Genomic DNA, 18,677 nt, shown 5'->3' with positions numbered 1-18,677 from the left:
ATGGAACAGGAGACACAGACACCGCACAAGCGGCGGGTGCGTTACAAGGGAAAATACCCGAAGAAGTTTGAGGAAAAATATAAGGAACTGCAGCCGGAGAAATATCAGGATACGATCGAGCATGTGATCCGGAAGGGAAATACGCCGGCGGGAATGCATATCTCGATTATGGTAAAAGAAATTCTGGACTTTTTGCAGATTGAGCCCGGAGAGCAGGGATTTGATGCGACGCTCGGCTACGGCGGGCACACGCGTGCCATGCTGGAATGTCTGAAAGGACAGGGACATATCTGGGCGACCGATGTGGACCCGGAGGAGTCCGCCAAGACGAAAAAGCGTCTGGAGGATCTGGGATTCGGGGAGGATCTTTTGACGGTGCGCCTTCAGAATTTCTGCACGATCGATGAGATCGCAAAAGAGGTCGGCGGCTTCGACTTTATTCTGGCGGATCTTGGCGTGTCGTCCATGCAGATCGACAATCCGAAGCGCGGCTTCTCGTTTAAGGTGGATGGACCGCTGGATCTCAGGCTCAATCAGGAGACGGGGATCAGCGCGGCGGAGCGGCTGGATACGATCACGCGGGAGGAACTTGCCGGGATGCTCTATGAGAACTCCGACGAGCCGTACTGTGAGGAGCTGGCAAAAGCGATCACGGACGAGATCCGCAGGGGCAGCCGCATCGACACGACGACAAAGCTGCGCAGGGTGATCGAGGATACGCTGGATTTTCTGCCGGAGAAGGAGAAAAAGGACACAATCAAAAAGACCTGCCAACGCACATTCCAGGCACTGCGCATCGATGTGAACCAGGAGTTTGAGGTGCTGTATGAATTCATGGAAAAGCTTCCGGGAGCATTAAGACCGGGCGGGCGCGTGGCAATTCTCACCTTCCACTCGGGGGAGGACAAGCTTGTGAAGCAGGCGCTCAAAGAGGGATATAAGAGTGGTATTTACAGTGACTATGCGAAGGACGTCATCCGTCCGTCGGCGCAGGAGTGCGCCGCGAATGGAAGGGCGCGTTCCACCAAAATGCGCTGGGCAGTCAAGGCGTGAAAAAAGAGAATATATCACAAGTTTTATTTTTAAGAGGGAGAAGCGATTATGTGTACAGCAGCAACCTATCGGACGAAGGATTTTTATTTTGGAAGAACACTGGATTATGAATTTTCCTACGGTGAGGAGATCGTCATCACACCGCGGAATTATGAATTTCACTTCCGGCATATGGGACAGGCAGAGGAGCATTATGCCATCATCGGCATGGCGCATGTGGCAGGGGATTATCCGCTGTATTATGATGCCATCAACGAGAAGGGGATCGGCATGGCAGGTCTGAACTTCGTTGGAAATGCCGTCTACGCAGAGGTGACTGAGGGAAAAGAGAATGTGGCTTCATTTGAGTTCATCCCGTGGGTGCTCCGCCAATGCGCGACGATGGATGAGGTGCGGGCGCTCCTTGCAAAAATAAATCTGGTCGGAACCCCGTTCGCCGAGCAGTTCCCGGCGTCACAGCTGCACTGGATCATCGCAGACGAAAATGAGGCAATCACGGTGGAGTCGGTGGCGGATGGTCTGCACGTCTACGAGAATCCGGTGGGCGTTCTTACGAACAATCCACCGTTTGCACAGCAGATGTTTATGCTCAACAACTATATCGGACTGTCCCCGAAGCAGCCGGAGAATTCTTTCGCAAAAGATGTTCCGCTTAACACTTACAGCCGCGGAATGGGTGCGTTGGGACTTCCGGGAGATCTCTCTTCCGCGTCCCGTTTTGCGCGTGTGGCGTTCACGAGGATGAATGCCGTTTCCGGCGATTCGGAGGCGGAGAGCGTCAGCCAGTTTTTCCATATTTTAGGGTCGGTGGATCAGCAGAGAGGCTGCTGTGAAGTGGCGGAAGGAAAATACGAGATTACGATTTATACGTCCTGCTGTAATGCGACCAGAGGAATCTACTATTACACGACCTATGACAATCACCGGATCATGGGCGTGGACATGCATGCGGAAGATCTCGACGGAACAACGCTCACCTGCTATCCGATGATCGCGGAAGGTCAGGTGAGCTGGCAGAACGGACAGAATTAAGACTGCGGTGAGAAAAATGCGACGGCGATGGCGCCGGGACCGACATGGGTTCCGATCGTCGCACCGAGGGAGCAGACCGGGAGCTGGTCCGTGTGTCCGCTCCAGAGTGCTTCGCTGTCTTTGATATATTTTTGCAGCATCTCATCGCTGAGTCCGGTGTAACCGAGGCAGAAGGGGCGGGTAAAATCGATTCCGTCTGCCTTTTCTATTTCCTTCATGAGAAAATTATTCCCGTTTTTGGAGCCACGCGCCTTGCCGAGCATGATGATCTCGCCTTCCGATACGGCAACGACCGGCTTGATCGCCATGGCGCCGCCGAGAAATGCGGTGGCGGCGGAGATGCGGCCGCCTTTTTTCAAATATTCCAGCGTATCCAGGACACCGAGAGTGTGGATCTGCTCCTTGGAGGCTTCTAAGATTCCGACAATTTCTTTGGCTGATAATCCCTGATCTTTTAACAGAAGCGCATACTTGACCAGAATGCCCTCGCCGATGGTGGCGTTATAGCTGTCGATGACAAAAACTTTTCCTGCAAAATCTTCTGCTGCGATCGTGGCACTCTGGTAAGTGCCGGAGAGACGGCCAGAGATCGTGATTGCAATGACGGTCTCCCCGTCCGCCACCGCCCTGGCATATACCTCTTCAAAAGCGGCGGGGGATACCAGGCTGGTCGTGGGAAGAGTGTCGCTCTCAATCAGCTTTTCGTAGAATTCGTGATGGCTGATTGTGACGCCGTCGAGGTATTCCGTATCGCCGAAGCGGATCGCAAGCGGCAGAATGGTGAGGTCTTCTCTGGTAGAAGCAGAGAGATCGGATGCTGAGTCTGTGATAATTCTGATTTTTTCCATAAGATTCTCCATATATTTTTATTTTTGCTGACTGTGTTCGGTCAGATAGTCAGACAGGTTTTCACTGATGATTGCAAGAGTGCCATAGAAATCGCGGCGCCTTTCCTCCGTCAGCCCGCGTCCACCGTAGGAGAGCGCTTCTTTGATGCGTGTCTGGATGCCGCTTACAACGGAGCGCCCTTGAACGGTAAGCATGTAGTGCGACCGGTAGGATCGCTTGTGATCTTCCGGCTGTTCGCAGACGACAAGCTGCCGGTCGCTAAGCTGTGAGAGACAGCGGGAGACGGCGGCTTTGTCCTCCTTGCAGAGTTCTGTGAGCTGCGTTGCGGTCAGCCCCTCCGGGTGTTGTCCAAGGTAATAGAGACACATGGTGTGACTGGCCTTCAGCCCGAACTGCTTCATTTCCAGCTCTTTGATTTTCTGTAAGTACCGGTTCAACTCCAGGATGGAGAGTGAAAAGGTTTCAAAACGATGATCCATGGGCGCTCCTTTGCAAGATGTTGATAAATCAATATCTCGGATTATAGCGCAAAGATGTTGATAAGTCAACATCTTTGCGTGAAGATATAAATGGGATAGTTGCGGAAGGATAACAGAAATGTAAAGAGTGGATATGAAAAAAATATGATATAATGTTCGCGAAGGCAAAAGTGAGCATGGAATAAAGACGGACGTGCATGCTTGCATGTGTCGGACGGATATGTTCCATGTGAACGCGCCCGCGGGTCCGGGAAACCAGAGGTTTTCCGGACTTTTGCCGAAGCAAAGACGCATATGATATAATGCTTGTAATAGCACAATAAAATGATATACAAGCGGCAAACAGAAAAGGAGCACTTTTATGCAGATCAGACATGCAGGTACACAGGACATTCCGGGGATTGACCGGCTCCTGTCACAGGTATTAACGGTTCATCATAACGGACGGCCGGATTTATTCCGGGCAAATGCCAGAAAATACAACGATGACGAATTAAAGGAAATTTTAGAGGATACGACGCGCCCGATTTTTGTTGCGGATGACGGAGCGGGCAATATCTTAGGCTACGCATTCTGCGTTTTCCAGCAGCACATCAATGACAATATCTTAACGGACATCAAGAGCCTCTATATTGACGATCTGTGTGTGGATGAGAACTGCAGAGGACAGCATATCGGGCAGCAGTTGTACCGGTATGTGCTGGATTATGCGAAGGCGTCCGGCTGTTACAATGTGACCCTCAATGTCTGGGCATGTAATGAAAATGCGCGGAAGTTCTACGAGAAGTGCGGGCTCGTGCCGCAGAAGATCGGGATGGAAAAGATACTGTAATCCGGGAGACAGGAGGAAAATATGGGATTTTTTATAGCGATGTTTTTATGTAATCTATTGATGCCTTCTATTATGGTGATAGCGGGTTACTGTATGTACAAAAATCCTCCAAAAGAGATAAACGGGCTGATCGGCTATAGAACTGCCATGTCCGAAAAGAATAAGGATACCTGGGCATTTGCGCATGACTGTTGCGGAAAGTTATGGATCAAATCAGGCATCATATTGCTGGTGCCGACGGTTCTCGCTCAAATCCCGTTTGCAAAATCGGGTGAAGATGTAGTAGGGACAGTAACGCTTGTCATCGAAGCGGTTCAGGTTTTGGTTCTGATTGGTTCTGTTATTCTTGTGGAAAAAGCGTTGAAGCGCACGTTTGACGAAAATGGCAACAGGCGCGGATAGAGTAAGAGACGCAGCTGAAAGAGGGGGGAGATATATGAAAGCAGATGAAGTGATAAGCCGGGTTGCGGATCTTTGCAGAGAGCATGGTGCGAAAAAAGTGATTTTATATGGATCGCGGGCAAAAGGGACAGCCGGGGAACGCAGTGACATAGATATTGCGGTGTCCGGCGGGGCTGATTTTGATGAGCTGCTTGAAAAAGTCGAAGAACTGCCGACCTTGTACAGTGTTGATTTATTAAATATGGATACCTGTAGGAATGATTTATTGATGGAGGATATAAAACAATATGGACGCGAAATTTGACAGACGGTTTCAATCATTTTGCAATTCGCTGGATGCTTTGGCGGAGGCCAGGGAAAGAGATCTTACGGATTCCTTTGTATTAAGCGGAACCAGTGCAAAATTTAGTATTACTTTTGATTTATCGTGGAAGGTAATGAAGGACATATTGGTACAGTATTATGCAATAACAGGATTCGTTACAGGTTCTCCAAGGGATGTTCTGCGTGAAGCATTTAAGGCAAACTTGATTTCGGATGATACATGGATGGACATGCTCAAAGTAAGAAATGAACTCGCACATGATTACGATAGTGAGATTGTGAAAACATATTGTAACACAATTGTGAAAGAGTATATTGCTTCCCAGCCGGATCATATTTTGTCAATATTATGAGAGGGTAATTAGAAGATGTACATATTTTTGCTAATCTTAATTTATATCGCTTTTATCAGCCTGGGCTTACCGGATTCACTTCTGGGATCCGGCTGGCCGGTGATGCATACCGAACTCGGCGTGCCGGTGTCCTATATGGGCATCGTATCTATGGTTATCTCTGGCGGAACAATTATCTCGAGTCTTCTTTCTGATAAGCTGACCAGAAAATTCGGCACGAGAATCGTAACCGTTGCCAGTGTTTTTCTTACGGTCATTGCGCTGTTCGGCTTTTCCTTTTCCAGCCGGTTCTGGATGCTGATTGTTTTTGCTGTTCCTTACGGGTTGGGAGCGGGAGCCATTGACGCAGCACTTAACAACTATATCGCGCTTCATTATAAAGCGAAGCATATGAGCTGGCTGCATTGCTTCTGGGGCGTCGGTACCATCGTCAGTCCGTTCATTATGAGCTATGCATTGGCAAACAGGACATGGAACAGCGGTTATCGCATGGTTGGGCTGATACAGCTTGGCATTGCACTGCTTCTGCTTGTTACTCTGCCGGTATGGAATGTGAACCAGAGTACATCCCGGGAGGACGGAAAAAGTGTAGGTCTAACCGGTGCGCTTAAGATCAAGGGGGTTCCGTTTCTTTTGCTTGGATTTTTCGCTTACTGTGCTGCAGAAGCTACGACTATGCAGTGGGCAAGTACCTATTTTGTTGAGGTAAAAGGGATTGCTGCAGATCGTGCGGCCGGTTTTGCCGCGCTGTTCTATATAGGGATTACTGCCGGAAGATTCATCAGCGGAATCATTACCGATCGGCTTGGCGACCGTAAAATGATTTTGCTGGGAACCGGTATTCTTGTCTGCGGGATTTTTATCCTGTGCCTTCCGGTGAAGTCCTATACGGTCGCGTTTGCAGCTTTTCTTGTGATAGGTCTGGGGTGTGCGCCTATTTACCCGTGCATTATCCATTCCACACCATATAATTTCGGGGCGGAAAATTCGGGAGCGATTATTGGAATCCAGATGGCAAGCGCTTATGTCGGTTCGACGTTTATTCCGCCGCTGTTCGGACTCCTCGGCAATGCGGTATCTTTTTCCATCCTGCCGGTCTATCTGCTGGGGTTTGTTGTCCTGATGATTACGATGGTGGAGACAACATTCCGCATCACCCGCAAGGAAAAAGTTGTAAAAATATAACAGATGTGTATGATAGAAATCAGAGAGTCACACACAACCAATTTAAGGAGGAAGAAAAATGGCAAAGGACCAGAGATTTGAAAAGGTTTATTCCCAGGGAACGATGACGACCACGGAAATCTGGGTGGACAAGGAAACTGGCGTGAATTATGTGTTTCACGCAAGCGGATATGCGGGAGGAATGACGCCGCTTCTGGACCGCGACGGAAAGCCGGTCATTTCGCCGGTGATAAATGAATAAAAAGGAACTGCCGCAATAAGCATACCGTGCTTTGCTTTGATAAGTAATATTATAAGAAGACCAGAGAACAAAAAAGTTCCAGAATAAACAGACGGCGGCAAATTCTTTGAAGCAAAATTCGTGTATTTCTTCCATGCCGTGGCTGGCATCCCGTTCCGTGTCTTGGCCATGTTTGGACACTCACGGAGTGTGTCCGACAAGCCGCAGACAATGAGCGGACTTTCTGGTGTCCCTAATGGCACCTCTTCACAGACAATATAAAACTGCGCGAACCGAACTCGCCGGCATCTGCTATTGAAAATAGGGCAGATGCCGACTCAGACAGCGGCTTCGCGCGGTTATGTTTTGTTCGACATAAAGATGGCATTTATGCCATCTGTTGTCTGGTGCCGCAAGGGACACACACAAAAGTCCTAAAATTGTCTGCTGGCTTGCGGACACAGTCCGTGGAGTGCTCCAAACTTGGAAAGACACGGATCATCACAGATGCCAGCAGCGGCATGGTTAGAAATACCGGATTTTGCGGTCAGATTTGCCGCCGCATGGTTATCTGGAACTTTTAAGTATCTGTTTCTTATAATATTACTTATCGCCCCAAAGAGGTCTATGCTTATTGCGGCAATTCCTTATTACGCCAATATTATGCCGCCTGACCGGCACTGCTCTTTCCAAACAGCTTCTTTAAGCAGCTGAAGGCAACCAGAACGCCGAGCACCATTAAAAGTACGGCAACGATGAACTGCAGTCCGTCGACGAGGAATGTCGCCTGACCGCCCGCGATGTTTTTCACCAGAGCGATCGTCTTCTGGATGAGTGCGGTGAACGTCACGGCGAGCATGGCAAACATCGGTATGTAGAGCGTCCAGCCGGTGCGTCCGGTTGTCTTTAAGAAGACTGCCAGTGCGATCAGGACGAGTGCGGCGAGAAGCTGGTTCGCGGAACCGAACAGCGGCCATACATTGTTATATCCGCCGAGTGTCAGCAGATAGCCGAAGAACAGGGTGATGACCGTGGCAAAATATTTGTTTGTCAGCACGCGCTGCAGCGGAGACATTTTTGCTGGATCGGTCGTGTCGCCGTAGAACAGTTCCTGGAAGGACATACGCCCGATACGTGCGACGGAATCCAGAGATGTCAGCGCAAGCGCGGAGACGCACATGGTCATGAAGACCGTGGCAACCTGTACCGGAAGACCAAACTTCTCAAGGAAACCGGCAACGCCGGAGGAGAAGATGGCGAACGGAGTTCCGTCCGGTTTGGTTCCGTTTACGGCGACAGCGCCGACAACGACAAGGGAGACAATGCCGAGCAGAGATTCTACGACCATGGCGCCGTAGCCGACCATCGGCATATCTTTTTCGTTGCTGATCGTCTTGGAGGACGTTCCCGAGGAGACCAGGCTGTGGAAACCGGAGACGGCACCGCAGGCGATCGTGACGAACAGCGTCGGGAAAAGGCTGCTGCCGTTTACGGTAAAGCCGTTAAAAGCGTTTAACTGCATGGCAGGATGAGCGACGAGAACGCCGACCACCGCGCCGATGATCATGCCGAGCAGCATGAACGTTGTCATATAATCACGCGGCTGCATGAGAAGCCACATCGGCATGACGGATGCCAGAAACAGATACGCCATGACAATGTAGATCCAGGCGGATTTGGTGGTGCAGATCGGAAGTGCCATACCCACTGCAAACATGGCAACGAGCAGCGCGATTGCAACAACCGCTTTTACCACTTCATTCATCTTGCCGACATGCTTCTGGATCAGACCGAAGACAACGGCGACGACGATAAAGAGCATGGAGATGGAAGCAGCGGCGGAGTTTGCGTAGGAGGTCTCGGCAGTCATGCCGTCCACGCCTTTTCCGACGAACGTACCGGCAACCATGTCCGTGAACGCTGCAATGACAAGCAGGGTAAACAGCCAGCAGAACAGCATGAAGAGCTTCCGTCCGGTCTTGCCGATATATTTTTCAATAATCATACCCATCGACTTGCCCTCATTTTTGACCGAGGCATACAGCGCACCGAAATCCTGTACCGCGCCGAAAAACAGACCACCGATGATCAGCCACAAGAGTACCGGCACCCAGCCGAATACGGAGGCTAAGATCGGACCGGTGACAGGCCCCGCTCCTGCGATGGAAGAAAACTGATGAGAAAACACAGTAAATCTGGAAGACGGTACGTAATCCTCCCCGTCCTCATGGGTGTAAGCAGGAGTCTTGGCGTTTGGATCAATGCCCCATTTCTTTGCCAGCCAGCGCCCGTAAAAGAGGTAGCCGGCACCCAGTGCTACGATTCCGATTAAGATAATCACTAAACCATTCATTTTTTTTCCCGCCCGAAGGCGGCTCCTTTCTGATAGATCAACATTGGGCAAAGAGAAGGATGGCATTTTCTGTAAAACAAAAACGCCCCCGTCCCGCTGCACGAATGTGCAGCCAAAGACGAAGGCGTAAGCTTCCGCGTTACCACTTTGCTTGTCGTAAAAAACGACCTCTCAATCTCATCTTTGCGGGCGTAAGCCTGCAGCAATAAGCTTCCCTGTAACGGGGGAATCCCGGTGACACCTACTTGGTTCAGTGCACTGCTCGCAGAGGATAGTTCCTGAAACCGCATACCGTCTCGCACCGACCGACGGCTCTCTGTGATGCGGGGAATCAGTAAACCGTGTTCTGTTCCTTGCATTTGCTCTTTGTTTGATTATGAAGATAGCACTGTGATGTGTAAAAGTCAAGTACAAATTTTTAATGTAAGAATCTGGTAAAGACGGTTGACAAATAAAAAAACATAATATATAGTATTCCTATCAGAACAGTATGAGAAAGGAGCGCGGCTTCTATGAAACAGATATTATGCTTTGGAGATTCAAATACATACGGATTGATACCGGGAACGAAGGATCGCTATGACTGGGACACCCGCTGGAGCGGACGGATCGGGCAGCGGCTGTGGGAGGATGGCTGCCGCATTGTCGAGGAAGGACTGTGCGGACGGACGACGGTTTTTGATGATCCGTTGCGGGATGGCAGACGGGGAACGGAGCTTTTATCTGTGATCTTAGAGACGCATAAGCCGGTTGATGTGGTTGTGCTGATGCTCGGGACGAACGACTGCAAGACGATGTACGATACATCGGCGGAGGTAATCGGGAGAGGCGTGGAGCGGCTGCTCGACCAGATCAGAAGCAGCATCCCGGACAGTAAGATTCTTTTGATGTCGCCGATCGCACTCGGCGAGGGCGTTGGCGAGGCAGGGTACGATCCCGAATTTGATGAGAGCTCCGTTGCGGTGTCAAAGCGGCTGCCGGAGGTTTACCGGCGGATCGCGCATGAGCGGGGCATTTCGTTTCTGGCGGCATCCGCATATGCAAAGCCAAGTGAGGAAGACAGAGAGCACATGAATGAGGAAGGGCATGCCGCGCTGGCGGAGGCAGTGTATGCAAAGTTAAAGGAAATGCTCGCCGGAGAGAAAGAGAACGCACAGATCCCGGCCTAGGTGGATCCTGCGGGACGATGATGGCTGCTGAACCGCCCGGGAGCAGACGGCATAAGATAACAGCAGAAGACGCTGCTGCGCGGAGGAAGAGACATGGCAGAGAAAAATCTGGATTTTGACACGGTCATTGACCGGACACATACCAATTCACTCAAATATGATTTTGCGGTACAGCGGGGAAAGCCGAAGGACGTGCTGCCGCTTTGGGTTGCCGACATGGATTTCCAGGTTTCTTCCTATATACAGGAGGCGCTCTCTGGCAACGTGGCGCACGGCATCTTCGGCTACAGCGAGGTGGAAGGCAGCTACTTTGAGGCGGTTGCGGGCTGGATGAGTCGGCATTACGGATGGAACGTGGAGGAAACCTGGCTGGTCAAGACGCCGGGGATTGTTTTTGCGCTGGCACAGGCGGTGCGGGCGTTCACCGAGCCGGGTGACGCGGTGCTGCTGCAGCAGCCGGTCTACTATCCGTTTTCGCAGGTAATCCGCGATAACGGCAGGAAGATTGTGGATAACACGCTCGTGCAGGGAGAGGACGGAAGATACCGGATCGATTTTACGGATTTTGAAGAAAAAATACGCAGCTGTAAGGTGAAGCTCTTTTTCCTCTGCAACCCGCACAACCCGGTCGGCCGGGTGTGGACAAAGGAGGAGCTTCTGCGGCTGGGTGACATCTGCGAGCGGTACGGAGTGATTGTGGTCAGCGATGAAATCCACGCGGATTTCGTCTTTGAGGGATCGCATCAGGTGCTGGCGGGACTCGAGGAAAGCTACCGGAAATTTGTGGTGACCTGCACGGCGCCGAGCAAGACCTTTAACCTTGCGGGACTTCAGGTCTCCAATATTTTTATCCCGGATGATGCGCTGCGGCGGAAGTTCGAGCAGGCGGTCGGGGCGTCCGGCTACAGCCAGCTTAACACCATGGGGCTTGTGGCATGTGAGGCGGCGTACCGGCACGGCGAAGAGTGGTATGAAGCGGTGAAAGCATATATCCGTGAGAATCTTGCCTATGCGCAGCATTTTCTGGAAGAACAGATTCCGCAGGTAAAGGCGGTGGAGCCGGAGGGAACGTATCTGCTGTGGGTGGATTTCCGGAGTCTGGGACTCTCAAGGAGGGAACTGGAGGATCTGATTGTAAAAAAGGCTGGACTGTGGCTGGATTCCGGTGACATCTTCGGCGCGGCGGGAAGAGGCTTCGAGCGGATCAATGTGGCATGCCCGCGCAGCGTGCTTTCGGAGGCGTTAGAGCGGCTCGCGCGTGCAGTGCGGGAATGTGTCAAATGACCGATCGTGTGTAAATAGGAACCACTTATGAAAAATGGGGTGCAAAGGCACCTCATTTTTGTTATGTTAAATACAGTTCTTGAGGACACGAAAACATGCCGGCAGAGGAAGAAATTTCGGAGAGGAGGAGCATGTGAAAATCAATATTGAACTGGACAAAGCACTGGAGGAGACTGAGGTACTGATCCGGGCAGCGAAAATGACAGAGGAAGTCAACGGAATCCTAAAAAAACTGGAGGAGCCGTCGGTACAGATGATCTCCGGTTTTGCGGGAGACACACTGGAGATACTGGAGCAGGCGGACATTATCCGTGTGTATGCGGCAAAAGGAAAAGTCTACGCGGTGACGGCAAAGGGCGAATATCTGCTTCGGATGCGGCTTTACGAGGCGGAGGAACGGCTGGATCAGACGCGTTTCGTACGGATCTCAAATTCGGAGATCATCAATCTGAAAATGGCAAAACGGTTTGACCTGAGTTTTTCGGGTACGATCTGCGTGAACCTCGCGGGAGGGCAGACGGCTTACGTCTCGCGCAGATATGTGGCAAAGATCAAGCGGCTGCTGGGAATATGAGAAAGGGAATGGTGAGAGATATGAAAAAGAAAGTGTTACTGAGAGGACTGTTCGGAATTCCAACCGGGATTGCGATCGGCTATGTGATCACGGTCATGATGTCGGCATTCTGGGGCGACGGCAGCTACTATCCGTGTGTGCCCGCGTTTGTGGACGCGATGGGGAGTGAGATACGGGCAGTTGTGGTGCAGACGGTGCTGTGTGGTCTGGTTGGCATGGTGTATGCGGCGGGATCGGTCGTGTGGGAAGTGGATCGCTGGAGTCTTGCCGGTCAGACGGCGGCGTATTTTCTGATTACACTCGGCTCGGTGCTTCCGGTGGCGTATGCGGCATACTGGATGGAGCGCAGCGTCGCGGGCGTGCTTAGCTACGTCGCAATCTTTTGTGCGATCTTCGCCGGAATCTGGATTTTCCAGTATCTTGGATGGTGCGCCAAAATAAATCGTATAAATAAGAAAATAGCGCTTGACAAATAAGAAATAGCGTCCTATAATCAATTCATACAAAACATAGTAGTTTTATAGGAAAATAAAAAAACACCATAGAAACGGAAATGAATTGAGAACAGGAGGATTTTATTATGAGTAAAATTGCTGAGAGCGCACTGGACCTGATTGGAAACACACCTTTATTAAAGCTGAACCGCTACTCTGCGGAAGCAGGCGTAAAGGACGCAACGATCCTGGGAAAGCTGGAGTATTTAAACCCGGCAGGATCGGTAAAGGATCGTATCGCACTGGCGATGATCGAGGATGCGGAGAAGAAGGGCATCTTAAAACCGGGCGCAACCATTATTGAGCCGACCTCCGGCAACACAGGTATCGGACTTGCAGCAGTTGCTGCGGCAAAGGGCTACCATGCCATCCTGACATTGCCGGATACGATGAGCGTAGAGCGCAGAAACCTTCTGGCGGCATACGGCGCAGAACTGGTACTGACAGAGGGCGCGAAGGGCATGAAGGGCGCCATTGCCAAGGCAGAGGAATTAAAGGAGTCCACACCGGGCGCTGTGATCTTAGGACAGTTCGTGAACCCGGCAAACCCGGCGGCGCACAAGGCAACCACAGGACCGGAGATCTGGGAGCAGACAGACGGTAAGGTTGATATCTTTGTAGCAGGCGTAGGTACCGGTGGAACGGTAACCGGTGTCGGCGAGTACTTAAAGGAGAAGAACCCGAACGTGAAGATCGTTGCGGTAGAGCCGGCGACCAGCCCGGTATTATCCAAGGGCACACCGGGTGCACATAAGATTCAGGGTATCGGCGCAGGATTTGTTCCGGATGTACTCAACACCAAGGTGTACGATGAAGTCATCACGATCGAGAACGACGACGCATTTACAGAGGGAAGAGCGTTTGCACGTAGCGAAGGTATCCTCGTAGGTATCTCTTCCGGCGCAGCATTAAAGGCGGCAGCCATTCTGGCTGCAAGACCGGAGAACAAGGGCAAGACGATCGTGGCTCTGCTTCCGGATTCCGGAGACAGATATCTGTCCACCTCCCTGTTTGCAAAGAACTAGGAGACCGCTCGAAGAGCAAATGCCGGATCCTTTGGCAGCACGGGTTTTGCCTGTGCCGCCGGAGGGTCTTTTTTTTGACCGTGAAATGTGTGGAAGGTCTGTTTTTGACCGTGAAATGTGTGGAAGGTCTGTTTTTGACCGTGGAAAGTGCGGAAGGTCTGTTAGTGCATGGGAAAAGTGCGGGGCATCCCGGAAAAACAGGCGCAGAGACAGGAAAACTCTGGACATTTGCTGAAAACATGATATGATATCAAAGTATCACAATGACAATCTATCGTGACAGGTGTCTTGTCACCTGAAAAGCGGATGTATAGAGAACGGAGATAAAAATGGAAGCAGAGAGAGCGAAGCGGATCAAGGAATTGCAGAAAGAGAAGGATGTTGTCATTCTTGCGCATTATTATGTGGACGGCGCCGTGCAGGAGATTGCCGATTATGTGGGTGATTCCTTTTATCTGAGCAAGGTTGCGACGAAGGTGCCGCAGAAGACGATTCTGTTTGCCGGAGTGACGTTTATGGGTGAGAGCGCGAAGATCTTAAACCCGGATAAGACGGTTGTGATGGCGGACGAGTGTGCGGACTGCCCGATGGCACATATGATTACGGCAGACCGGATCGCGGAAGTGAGAGAGGAATACGAAGATCTGGCAGTGGTCTGCTATGTGAACTCCACGGCGGAGATTAAGGCGGTATCGGATGTGTGCGTGACTTCCTCCAACGCGGTAAAAGTCGTGTCCAACATTCCGCAGAAGAATATTTTCTTCGTGCCGGACAACAACCTCGGCAGATATGTGGCGGAAAAGCTGCCGGAGAAGCATTTCATTTTCCACGACGGCTTCTGCCATGTGCATAAGAGCATTCACGCGGCAGAGCTGCAGGCGGCAAAGGATGCCTGTCCGGACGCACTGGTGCTGACGCACCCGGAGTGTACCGAGGACGTGGTTGCGATGTCCGATTTCGTGGGAAGCACGTCTGAGATTATTGATTTTGCGACGCAGAGCGACTGCAAAAAGTTCATCATCTGCACGGAGATGGGCGTATTCTTTGAACTGCAGCAGAAGAATCCGGATAAGAAGTTCTATTCGGTGGGACACAGACAGTTCTGCCCGAACATGAAGAAAGTGACGATCGATAAAGTCGAGCAGGTGCTTGAGAAGCTCGGCAGCGGAGAACTTGAGGAGATCACGCTCTCCGACGAGATCCTGACCCGTGCCGCAAAGCCGCTGCAGCGCATGTTGGAACTTGCAAAATAACGGCGGACGCTATATGATAGAAGCGGACAGGCGTAAACGTTACAATATACAGGAGTATCTATGTTAAATCAATTTTCCAGAACAGAATTATTATTAGGAAAAGAGGCTATGGAGCGGCTCTCGCGTGCGAGGGTCGCTGTTTTTGGCATTGGCGGTGTGGGAGGCTACACCGTAGAGGCGCTGGTGCGCAGCGGTGTGGGAGCTATCGATCTGATCGACGATGATAAGGTCTGCCTCACCAATCTGAACCGTCAGATCATTGCAACGCGCAGCACCGTAGGGAAATATAAGGTGGAGGTCATGCGGGACCGCATCCTCGACATTAACCCGGACTGTAAGGTGGAGGTGCACAAGTGCTTCTATCTGCCGGAGACGAGAGACGAGTTCGATTTTTCGAGCTATTCGTACGTCGTGGACGCAGTCGATACCGTGACGGCAAAGATTGCGCTGGTCATGCAGGCGCAGGAGACAGGAACGCCGATCATCAGCAGCATGGGCGCCGGCAATAAGCTGAATCCGGCAATGTTTGAGGTGGCGGACATCTATAAGACGTCGGTCTGCCCGCTGGCGAAGGTTATGCGCCGCGAGCTCAAAAAGCGCGGGGTGAAGAAACTGAAGGTGGTATATTCCAGGGAGCAGCCGGTCACGCCGATCGAGGATATGTCGATCAGCTGCCGTGCACACTGCATCTGCCCGCCGGGAGCAAAGCATAAATGTACGGAGCGCCGTGCGATTCCGGGTTCCAACGCATTTGTGCCATCGGTGGCAGGATTGATCATTGCATCGGAGGTCATCAAGGACCTTGCGGCAGAATAGAGAATGAGGGACAGGCATGTATCAGAGAACCATAGAAGAACTGCAGAAGGACGAGCGGGAAAAAGTAATCATAGACATCCGCAGAGAAGCTGATTTTTTGAGAGAGACATATCCGGGAGCAAAGCATATCTACTGGGAGGAGTTTGAGGCGCATAAGGACGAGGTGCCCAAGGACTGCCCGGTCTACCTGATCTGCTATACGGGAGAGCGCAGCGACGAGCTGGCGCGCGAGCTTTTAGAGGAGGGTTATGAGGTATACAGTGTGCAGGGCGGATACCGTGCGTACCTGCGCATGAAGCTGTTAGAATCCATGGAACAGACAAAAGCGCCGGATGCCGAAGAGAAGAACCTGGACCGCTGCAGCGAGATCGAGCGCAGCATTGTCAAAAAGTTCCGCAAAGAGATCTGGCGGAAGTTCACAAAGGCGATCAACGAATACGAGCTGATCCAGGACGGTGACAAGATCGCCGTCTGTATTTCCGGAGGAAAAGATTCCATGTTGATGGCGAAGCTGTTTCAGGAGCTGGAGCGCCACGGCAAGAAGAATTTCGAGGTGGTATTCCTCGTCATGAATCCGGGGTACAATGAGATCAACTACGAGACGATCGTAAACAACGCCAGAATCTTAAACGTCCCGATCACGGTATTTACTTCCGAGATCTTTGACATTGTGGCGGGTGAGGAGGAATCTCCGTGCTACCTGTGCGCGCGCATGCGCAGAGGGCATCTCTACAGCAAGGCAAAGGAGCTCGGCTGCAACAAGATTGCGCTGGGGCATCATTTTGATGATGTGATCGAGACCATCCTTATGGGAATGCTTTACGGGGCGCAGGTACAGACGATGATGCCGAAGCTGCACAGTACGAACTTCCCGGGGATGGAGCTGATCCGTCCGCTGTATCTGGTGCGCGAGGAGGACATCATCCACTGGATGAATTACAATGACCTGCACTTTATTCAGTGTGCCTGCCGTTTCACGGAAAGCTGTGCTTCCTGCGGCGGTACGGAGAAGGGTTCCAAGCGCGCGGAGATCAAGGATCTGATCCGGGAGCTTCGCAAGAAGAATCCTTACATTGAGAAGAATATCTTCCGCAGTGTGGAGAACGTCAACCTGAACACTGTGATCGGTTATAAAAAAGATGGTGTCCGCCATCATTTTCTGGATGAATATGACAAAGCATAATCTTTGATTTTGTGTCATTTTTATCCCCCCGAGGGGCTTGTGCGGCCCCTCTTTTTCATGCTATCCTTTGTGCACTGGGCAGAAATGCCGGCAATTTTAACAAGGGAGAATAAATAATGAAAAAGAGGTGGATGGCGCTGCTTGGGGCAGCGGTAGTGACGATGAATCTGTTTGCCGGATGCGGCAGCACAGGTGCGGAGCAGACAGGCAATAACGCAGATGGTACGGCGACAGAGGCAGTACAGGGAAAAGACAGCGCCGGAGACGGGAATGCGGCGCAGAGCGTGGCAGGAACCGCGGATACGGTCATCGTGGCGATGAGTCCTTCGTCGGAGCCGGCGGCGGGATTTAACCCGTGCATCAACTGGGGCTGCGGGGAACACTGCCATGAGCCGCTGATCCAGTCGACGCTGATCCGGACGAACGTGGATATGGAGTTCGAGAACGATCTGGCGACGGATTACAGTGTGAGTGAGGACGGACTGACCTGGACGTTTCACATCCGGGACGATGTGAAGTTCACGGACGGGGAACCGCTGACGGCGTCTGATGCGGCATTTACGTTTAACACGGCGCTTGCCACGCCGAATTCGGAGGCGGACTTAAGTATGCTCGATTCTGTGGAGGCACCGGATGATACCACGGTGATTTTCCACATGAGCAAGCCGTACAATGCGTTTTTGTATACACTGGCGGTGTTCGGTATCGTGCCGGAGCACTGCTACGATGAAGCAGCCTACGGGGAGAACCCGGTCGGTTCCGGCAGATATATCCTGACACAGTGGGACAAAGGGCAGCAGGTCGTTTTGGAGGCGAATCCGGACTACTACGGGGATGAAGTGCAGATGAAAAAAGTCATTGTCCTGTTCATGGAGGAAGACGCGGCGCTTGCGGCGGTAAAAGCGGGACAGGTGGATATCGCCTACACGTCTGCGGTGTACAGCGACGAGCAGGTGGACGGCTATCAGCTTCTGGTCTGTAAGTCGGTGGATTCCAGGGGAATCTCGCTTCCGTCGATTCCGGCGGGCAGCGAGGTTGTCGACGGGGATACCGTGTATGCGGCGGGAAACGATGTGACATGCGATGTGGCACTCCGCCGGGCGATGAACTACGCGCTTGACCGTCAGACCATGATCGATCATGTGTTAAACGGCTACGGCGAGGTCGCTTACAGCGTATCGGATAACATGCCGTGGTCGAGCGAGTCCATGATTATCCCGTATGATGTGGAAAAGGCAGAGCAGATTCTTGCGGACGGTGGATGGAGTGATACGGACGGCGACGGCATTGTGGAAAAAGACGGACAGAAAGCGGAATTTACCGTGTATTATTCCGCGTCCGATTCCGTGCGGCAGGCGCTCACGGCAGAGCTCTCCAACCAGATGAAAGCGGTAGGAATAAACGTATTATACGAAGGTCTGGGAAGCTGGGACGAGTTGTATACAAAGATGTACTCCGACCCAATTACCTGGGGCTGGGGTTCCAACTCGCCGGTGGAGGATTATCAGCTGTATTATACCGGCGGTTCCTGCAATTTTACGGGATATTCCAATGAGAAGACGGACGAACTTCTGGATGCGGCACTTGCTGCGACAGATATGAATGAGTCCTACAGTCTCTGGCAGCAGGCACAGGAAGATGTCGGACCGGATGCCGAGGCACTCTGGGTATGGTTTGCCAACGTGGATCATCTCTACTTTGCGCGGGATGGCCTGGCAGTGGCGGAGCAGAAGCTGCATCCGCACGGTCACGGCTGGTCGTTAGTCAACAATGTCGACCAGTGGACCTGGGAATAGA

Annotated in this window: 21 protein-coding genes and 1 other annotated feature; of the genes, 18 read left to right on the top strand and 3 right to left on the bottom strand. The window is 51.8% G+C overall.

What is annotated here, in order from left to right; genetic code table 11:
* Positions 1 to 1,053, top strand: a complete 1,053-nt coding sequence (rsmH, locus tag RHOM_RS14530) for a 16S rRNA (cytosine(1402)-N(4))-methyltransferase RsmH (RefSeq protein WP_014081053.1) — start codon at positions 1 to 3, stop codon at positions 1,051 to 1,053.
* 48 nt (positions 1,054 to 1,101) lie between these two features.
* Positions 1,102 to 2,085, top strand: coding sequence for a choloylglycine hydrolase (gene bsh, locus RHOM_RS14525; protein WP_014081052.1), 984 nt, complete (start codon positions 1,102 to 1,104; stop codon positions 2,083 to 2,085).
* Here the strand turns inward: bsh and RHOM_RS14520 are convergent.
* The gene (locus RHOM_RS14520) at positions 2,082 to 2,933 is read right to left on the bottom strand and encodes a DegV family protein (RefSeq protein ID WP_242823140.1); all 852 of its coding nucleotides are present in this window, start codon (positions 2,931 to 2,933) and stop codon (positions 2,082 to 2,084) included. The genes bsh and RHOM_RS14520 overlap by 4 nt on opposite strands.
* A gap of 18 nt (positions 2,934 to 2,951) precedes the next feature.
* Entirely contained in the window at positions 2,952 to 3,413 is a 462-nt protein-coding gene (locus RHOM_RS17615; RefSeq protein WP_014081050.1) for a MarR family winged helix-turn-helix transcriptional regulator, read from the bottom strand.
* 361 nt (positions 3,414 to 3,774) lie between these two features.
* On the opposite strand from RHOM_RS17615, the gene RHOM_RS14510 reads away from it, so the two are divergent.
* From RHOM_RS14510 to RHOM_RS14485, 6 genes are read left to right on the top strand one after another with little or no spacing between them, the layout of a single operon-like run.
* Positions 3,775 to 4,245 carry a GNAT family N-acetyltransferase gene (locus RHOM_RS14510; protein WP_014081049.1) on the top strand — a complete coding sequence of 157 codons (471 nt, stop codon included), beginning with the start codon at positions 3,775 to 3,777 and terminating at the stop codon, positions 4,243 to 4,245.
* Positions 4,246 to 4,266: 21 nt separating this feature from the next.
* Positions 4,267 to 4,647 carry an SdpI family protein gene (locus RHOM_RS14505; protein WP_014081048.1) on the top strand — a complete coding sequence of 127 codons (381 nt, stop codon included), beginning with the start codon at positions 4,267 to 4,269 and terminating at the stop codon, positions 4,645 to 4,647.
* Between the two features lie 34 nt (positions 4,648 to 4,681).
* Positions 4,682 to 4,951 (top strand): nucleotidyltransferase family protein, encoded by a 270-nt coding sequence (locus tag RHOM_RS14500; RefSeq protein ID WP_014081047.1) that lies wholly within the window; start codon positions 4,682 to 4,684, stop codon positions 4,949 to 4,951.
* Positions 4,935 to 5,324 carry an HI0074 family nucleotidyltransferase substrate-binding subunit gene (locus tag RHOM_RS14495; protein WP_014081046.1) on the top strand — a complete coding sequence of 130 codons (390 nt, stop codon included), beginning with the start codon at positions 4,935 to 4,937 and terminating at the stop codon, positions 5,322 to 5,324. The genes RHOM_RS14500 and RHOM_RS14495 overlap by 17 nt, the downstream gene beginning before the upstream one ends.
* Before the next feature lie 15 nt (positions 5,325 to 5,339).
* On the top strand, positions 5,340 to 6,509 hold the full coding sequence (locus RHOM_RS14490) for an MFS transporter (RefSeq protein WP_014081045.1): 1,170 nt from the start codon (positions 5,340 to 5,342) through the stop codon (positions 6,507 to 6,509).
* A gap of 58 nt (positions 6,510 to 6,567) precedes the next feature.
* Positions 6,568 to 6,750, top strand: a complete 183-nt coding sequence (locus tag RHOM_RS14485; protein WP_014081044.1) for a DUF6440 family protein — start codon at positions 6,568 to 6,570, stop codon at positions 6,748 to 6,750.
* 640 nt (positions 6,751 to 7,390) lie between these two features.
* Here RHOM_RS14485 and RHOM_RS14480 read toward each other — a convergent pair.
* Complete coding sequence (locus RHOM_RS14480) at positions 7,391 to 9,082, bottom strand: carbon starvation CstA family protein (protein WP_014081043.1); 1,692 nt, start codon at positions 9,080 to 9,082, stop codon at positions 7,391 to 7,393.
* A gap of 111 nt (positions 9,083 to 9,193) precedes the next feature.
* Positions 9,194 to 9,445, bottom strand: a binding site (T-box leader).
* Between the two features lie 149 nt (positions 9,446 to 9,594).
* Here RHOM_RS14480 and RHOM_RS14475 point away from each other — a divergent pair.
* From RHOM_RS14475 to RHOM_RS14435, 10 genes are all read left to right on the top strand, one after another.
* The gene (locus RHOM_RS14475; protein ID WP_014081042.1) at positions 9,595 to 10,251 is read left to right on the top strand and encodes a GDSL-type esterase/lipase family protein; all 657 of its coding nucleotides are present in this window, start codon (positions 9,595 to 9,597) and stop codon (positions 10,249 to 10,251) included.
* Between the two features lie 93 nt (positions 10,252 to 10,344).
* The gene (locus tag RHOM_RS14470; RefSeq protein ID WP_014081041.1) at positions 10,345 to 11,535 is read left to right on the top strand and encodes a MalY/PatB family protein; all 1,191 of its coding nucleotides are present in this window, start codon (positions 10,345 to 10,347) and stop codon (positions 11,533 to 11,535) included.
* Between the two features lie 133 nt (positions 11,536 to 11,668).
* Positions 11,669 to 12,109, top strand: coding sequence for a LytTR family DNA-binding domain-containing protein (locus RHOM_RS14465; protein WP_014081040.1), 441 nt, complete (start codon positions 11,669 to 11,671; stop codon positions 12,107 to 12,109).
* Positions 12,110 to 12,129: 20 nt separating this feature from the next.
* On the top strand, positions 12,130 to 12,585 hold the full coding sequence (locus RHOM_RS14460) for a DUF3021 domain-containing protein (RefSeq protein ID WP_044025077.1): 456 nt from the start codon (positions 12,130 to 12,132) through the stop codon (positions 12,583 to 12,585).
* A gap of 104 nt (positions 12,586 to 12,689) precedes the next feature.
* The gene (cysK, locus tag RHOM_RS14455) at positions 12,690 to 13,628 is read left to right on the top strand and encodes a cysteine synthase A (RefSeq protein ID WP_014081038.1); all 939 of its coding nucleotides are present in this window, start codon (positions 12,690 to 12,692) and stop codon (positions 13,626 to 13,628) included.
* A gap of 74 nt (positions 13,629 to 13,702) precedes the next feature.
* Positions 13,703 to 13,876 carry a hypothetical protein gene (locus tag RHOM_RS17610; RefSeq protein WP_014081037.1) on the top strand — a complete coding sequence of 58 codons (174 nt, stop codon included), beginning with the start codon at positions 13,703 to 13,705 and terminating at the stop codon, positions 13,874 to 13,876.
* An 81-nt stretch (positions 13,877 to 13,957) separates the two neighbouring features.
* Positions 13,958 to 14,881 carry a quinolinate synthase NadA gene (nadA, locus tag RHOM_RS14450; protein ID WP_014081036.1) on the top strand — a complete coding sequence of 308 codons (924 nt, stop codon included), beginning with the start codon at positions 13,958 to 13,960 and terminating at the stop codon, positions 14,879 to 14,881.
* A gap of 60 nt (positions 14,882 to 14,941) precedes the next feature.
* A complete protein-coding gene (locus RHOM_RS14445) occupies positions 14,942 to 15,697 on the top strand; it encodes a tRNA threonylcarbamoyladenosine dehydratase (RefSeq protein WP_014081035.1) in 756 nt (251 codons plus the stop codon).
* A 16-nt stretch (positions 15,698 to 15,713) separates the two neighbouring features.
* On the top strand, positions 15,714 to 16,880 hold the full coding sequence (locus tag RHOM_RS14440) for an ATP-binding protein (RefSeq protein WP_014081034.1): 1,167 nt from the start codon (positions 15,714 to 15,716) through the stop codon (positions 16,878 to 16,880).
* 116 nt (positions 16,881 to 16,996) lie between these two features.
* Entirely contained in the window at positions 16,997 to 18,676 is a 1,680-nt protein-coding gene (locus RHOM_RS14435; protein WP_014081033.1) for an ABC transporter substrate-binding protein, read from the top strand.
* The last annotated feature ends 1 nt before the right edge of the window (position 18,677 follow it).

Origin of the sequence: Roseburia hominis A2-183 (assembly GCF_000225345.1) — a bacterium.
Classification (GTDB): domain Bacteria; phylum Bacillota; class Clostridia; order Lachnospirales; family Lachnospiraceae; genus Roseburia; species Roseburia hominis.
This window is presented reverse-complemented; position numbering and strand designations above follow the sequence as displayed.

What these genes read in the sequence shown, in the direction of transcription:
- rsmH (WP_014081053.1), top strand. Translation starts at nt 1, where the DNA reads ATGGAACAGGAGACACAGACACCGCACAAGCGGCGGGTGCGTTACAAG.
- bsh (WP_014081052.1), top strand. Translation starts at nt 1,102, where the DNA reads ATGTGTACAGCAGCAACCTATCGGACGAAGGATTTTTATTTTGGAAGA.
- RHOM_RS14520 (WP_242823140.1), bottom strand. Translation starts at nt 2,933, where the DNA reads ATGGAAAAAATCAGAATTATCACAGACTCAGCATCCGATCTCTCTGCT.
- RHOM_RS17615 (WP_014081050.1), bottom strand. Translation starts at nt 3,413, where the DNA reads ATGGATCATCGTTTTGAAACCTTTTCACTCTCCATCCTGGAGTTGAAC.
- RHOM_RS14510 (WP_014081049.1), top strand. Translation starts at nt 3,775, where the DNA reads ATGCAGATCAGACATGCAGGTACACAGGACATTCCGGGGATTGACCGG.
- RHOM_RS14505 (WP_014081048.1), top strand. Translation starts at nt 4,267, where the DNA reads ATGGGATTTTTTATAGCGATGTTTTTATGTAATCTATTGATGCCTTCT.
- RHOM_RS14500 (WP_014081047.1), top strand. Translation starts at nt 4,682, where the DNA reads ATGAAAGCAGATGAAGTGATAAGCCGGGTTGCGGATCTTTGCAGAGAG.
- RHOM_RS14495 (WP_014081046.1), top strand. Translation starts at nt 4,935, where the DNA reads ATGGACGCGAAATTTGACAGACGGTTTCAATCATTTTGCAATTCGCTG.
- RHOM_RS14490 (WP_014081045.1), top strand. Translation starts at nt 5,340, where the DNA reads ATGTACATATTTTTGCTAATCTTAATTTATATCGCTTTTATCAGCCTG.
- RHOM_RS14485 (WP_014081044.1), top strand. Translation starts at nt 6,568, where the DNA reads ATGGCAAAGGACCAGAGATTTGAAAAGGTTTATTCCCAGGGAACGATG.
- RHOM_RS14480 (WP_014081043.1), bottom strand. Translation starts at nt 9,082, where the DNA reads ATGAATGGTTTAGTGATTATCTTAATCGGAATCGTAGCACTGGGTGCC.
- RHOM_RS14475 (WP_014081042.1), top strand. Translation starts at nt 9,595, where the DNA reads ATGAAACAGATATTATGCTTTGGAGATTCAAATACATACGGATTGATA.
- RHOM_RS14470 (WP_014081041.1), top strand. Translation starts at nt 10,345, where the DNA reads ATGGCAGAGAAAAATCTGGATTTTGACACGGTCATTGACCGGACACAT.
- RHOM_RS14460 (WP_044025077.1), top strand. Translation starts at nt 12,130, where the DNA reads ATGAAAAAGAAAGTGTTACTGAGAGGACTGTTCGGAATTCCAACCGGG.
- cysK (WP_014081038.1), top strand. Translation starts at nt 12,690, where the DNA reads ATGAGTAAAATTGCTGAGAGCGCACTGGACCTGATTGGAAACACACCT.
- nadA (WP_014081036.1), top strand. Translation starts at nt 13,958, where the DNA reads ATGGAAGCAGAGAGAGCGAAGCGGATCAAGGAATTGCAGAAAGAGAAG.
- RHOM_RS14445 (WP_014081035.1), top strand. Translation starts at nt 14,942, where the DNA reads ATGTTAAATCAATTTTCCAGAACAGAATTATTATTAGGAAAAGAGGCT.
- RHOM_RS14440 (WP_014081034.1), top strand. Translation starts at nt 15,714, where the DNA reads ATGTATCAGAGAACCATAGAAGAACTGCAGAAGGACGAGCGGGAAAAA.
- RHOM_RS14435 (WP_014081033.1), top strand. Translation starts at nt 16,997, where the DNA reads ATGAAAAAGAGGTGGATGGCGCTGCTTGGGGCAGCGGTAGTGACGATG.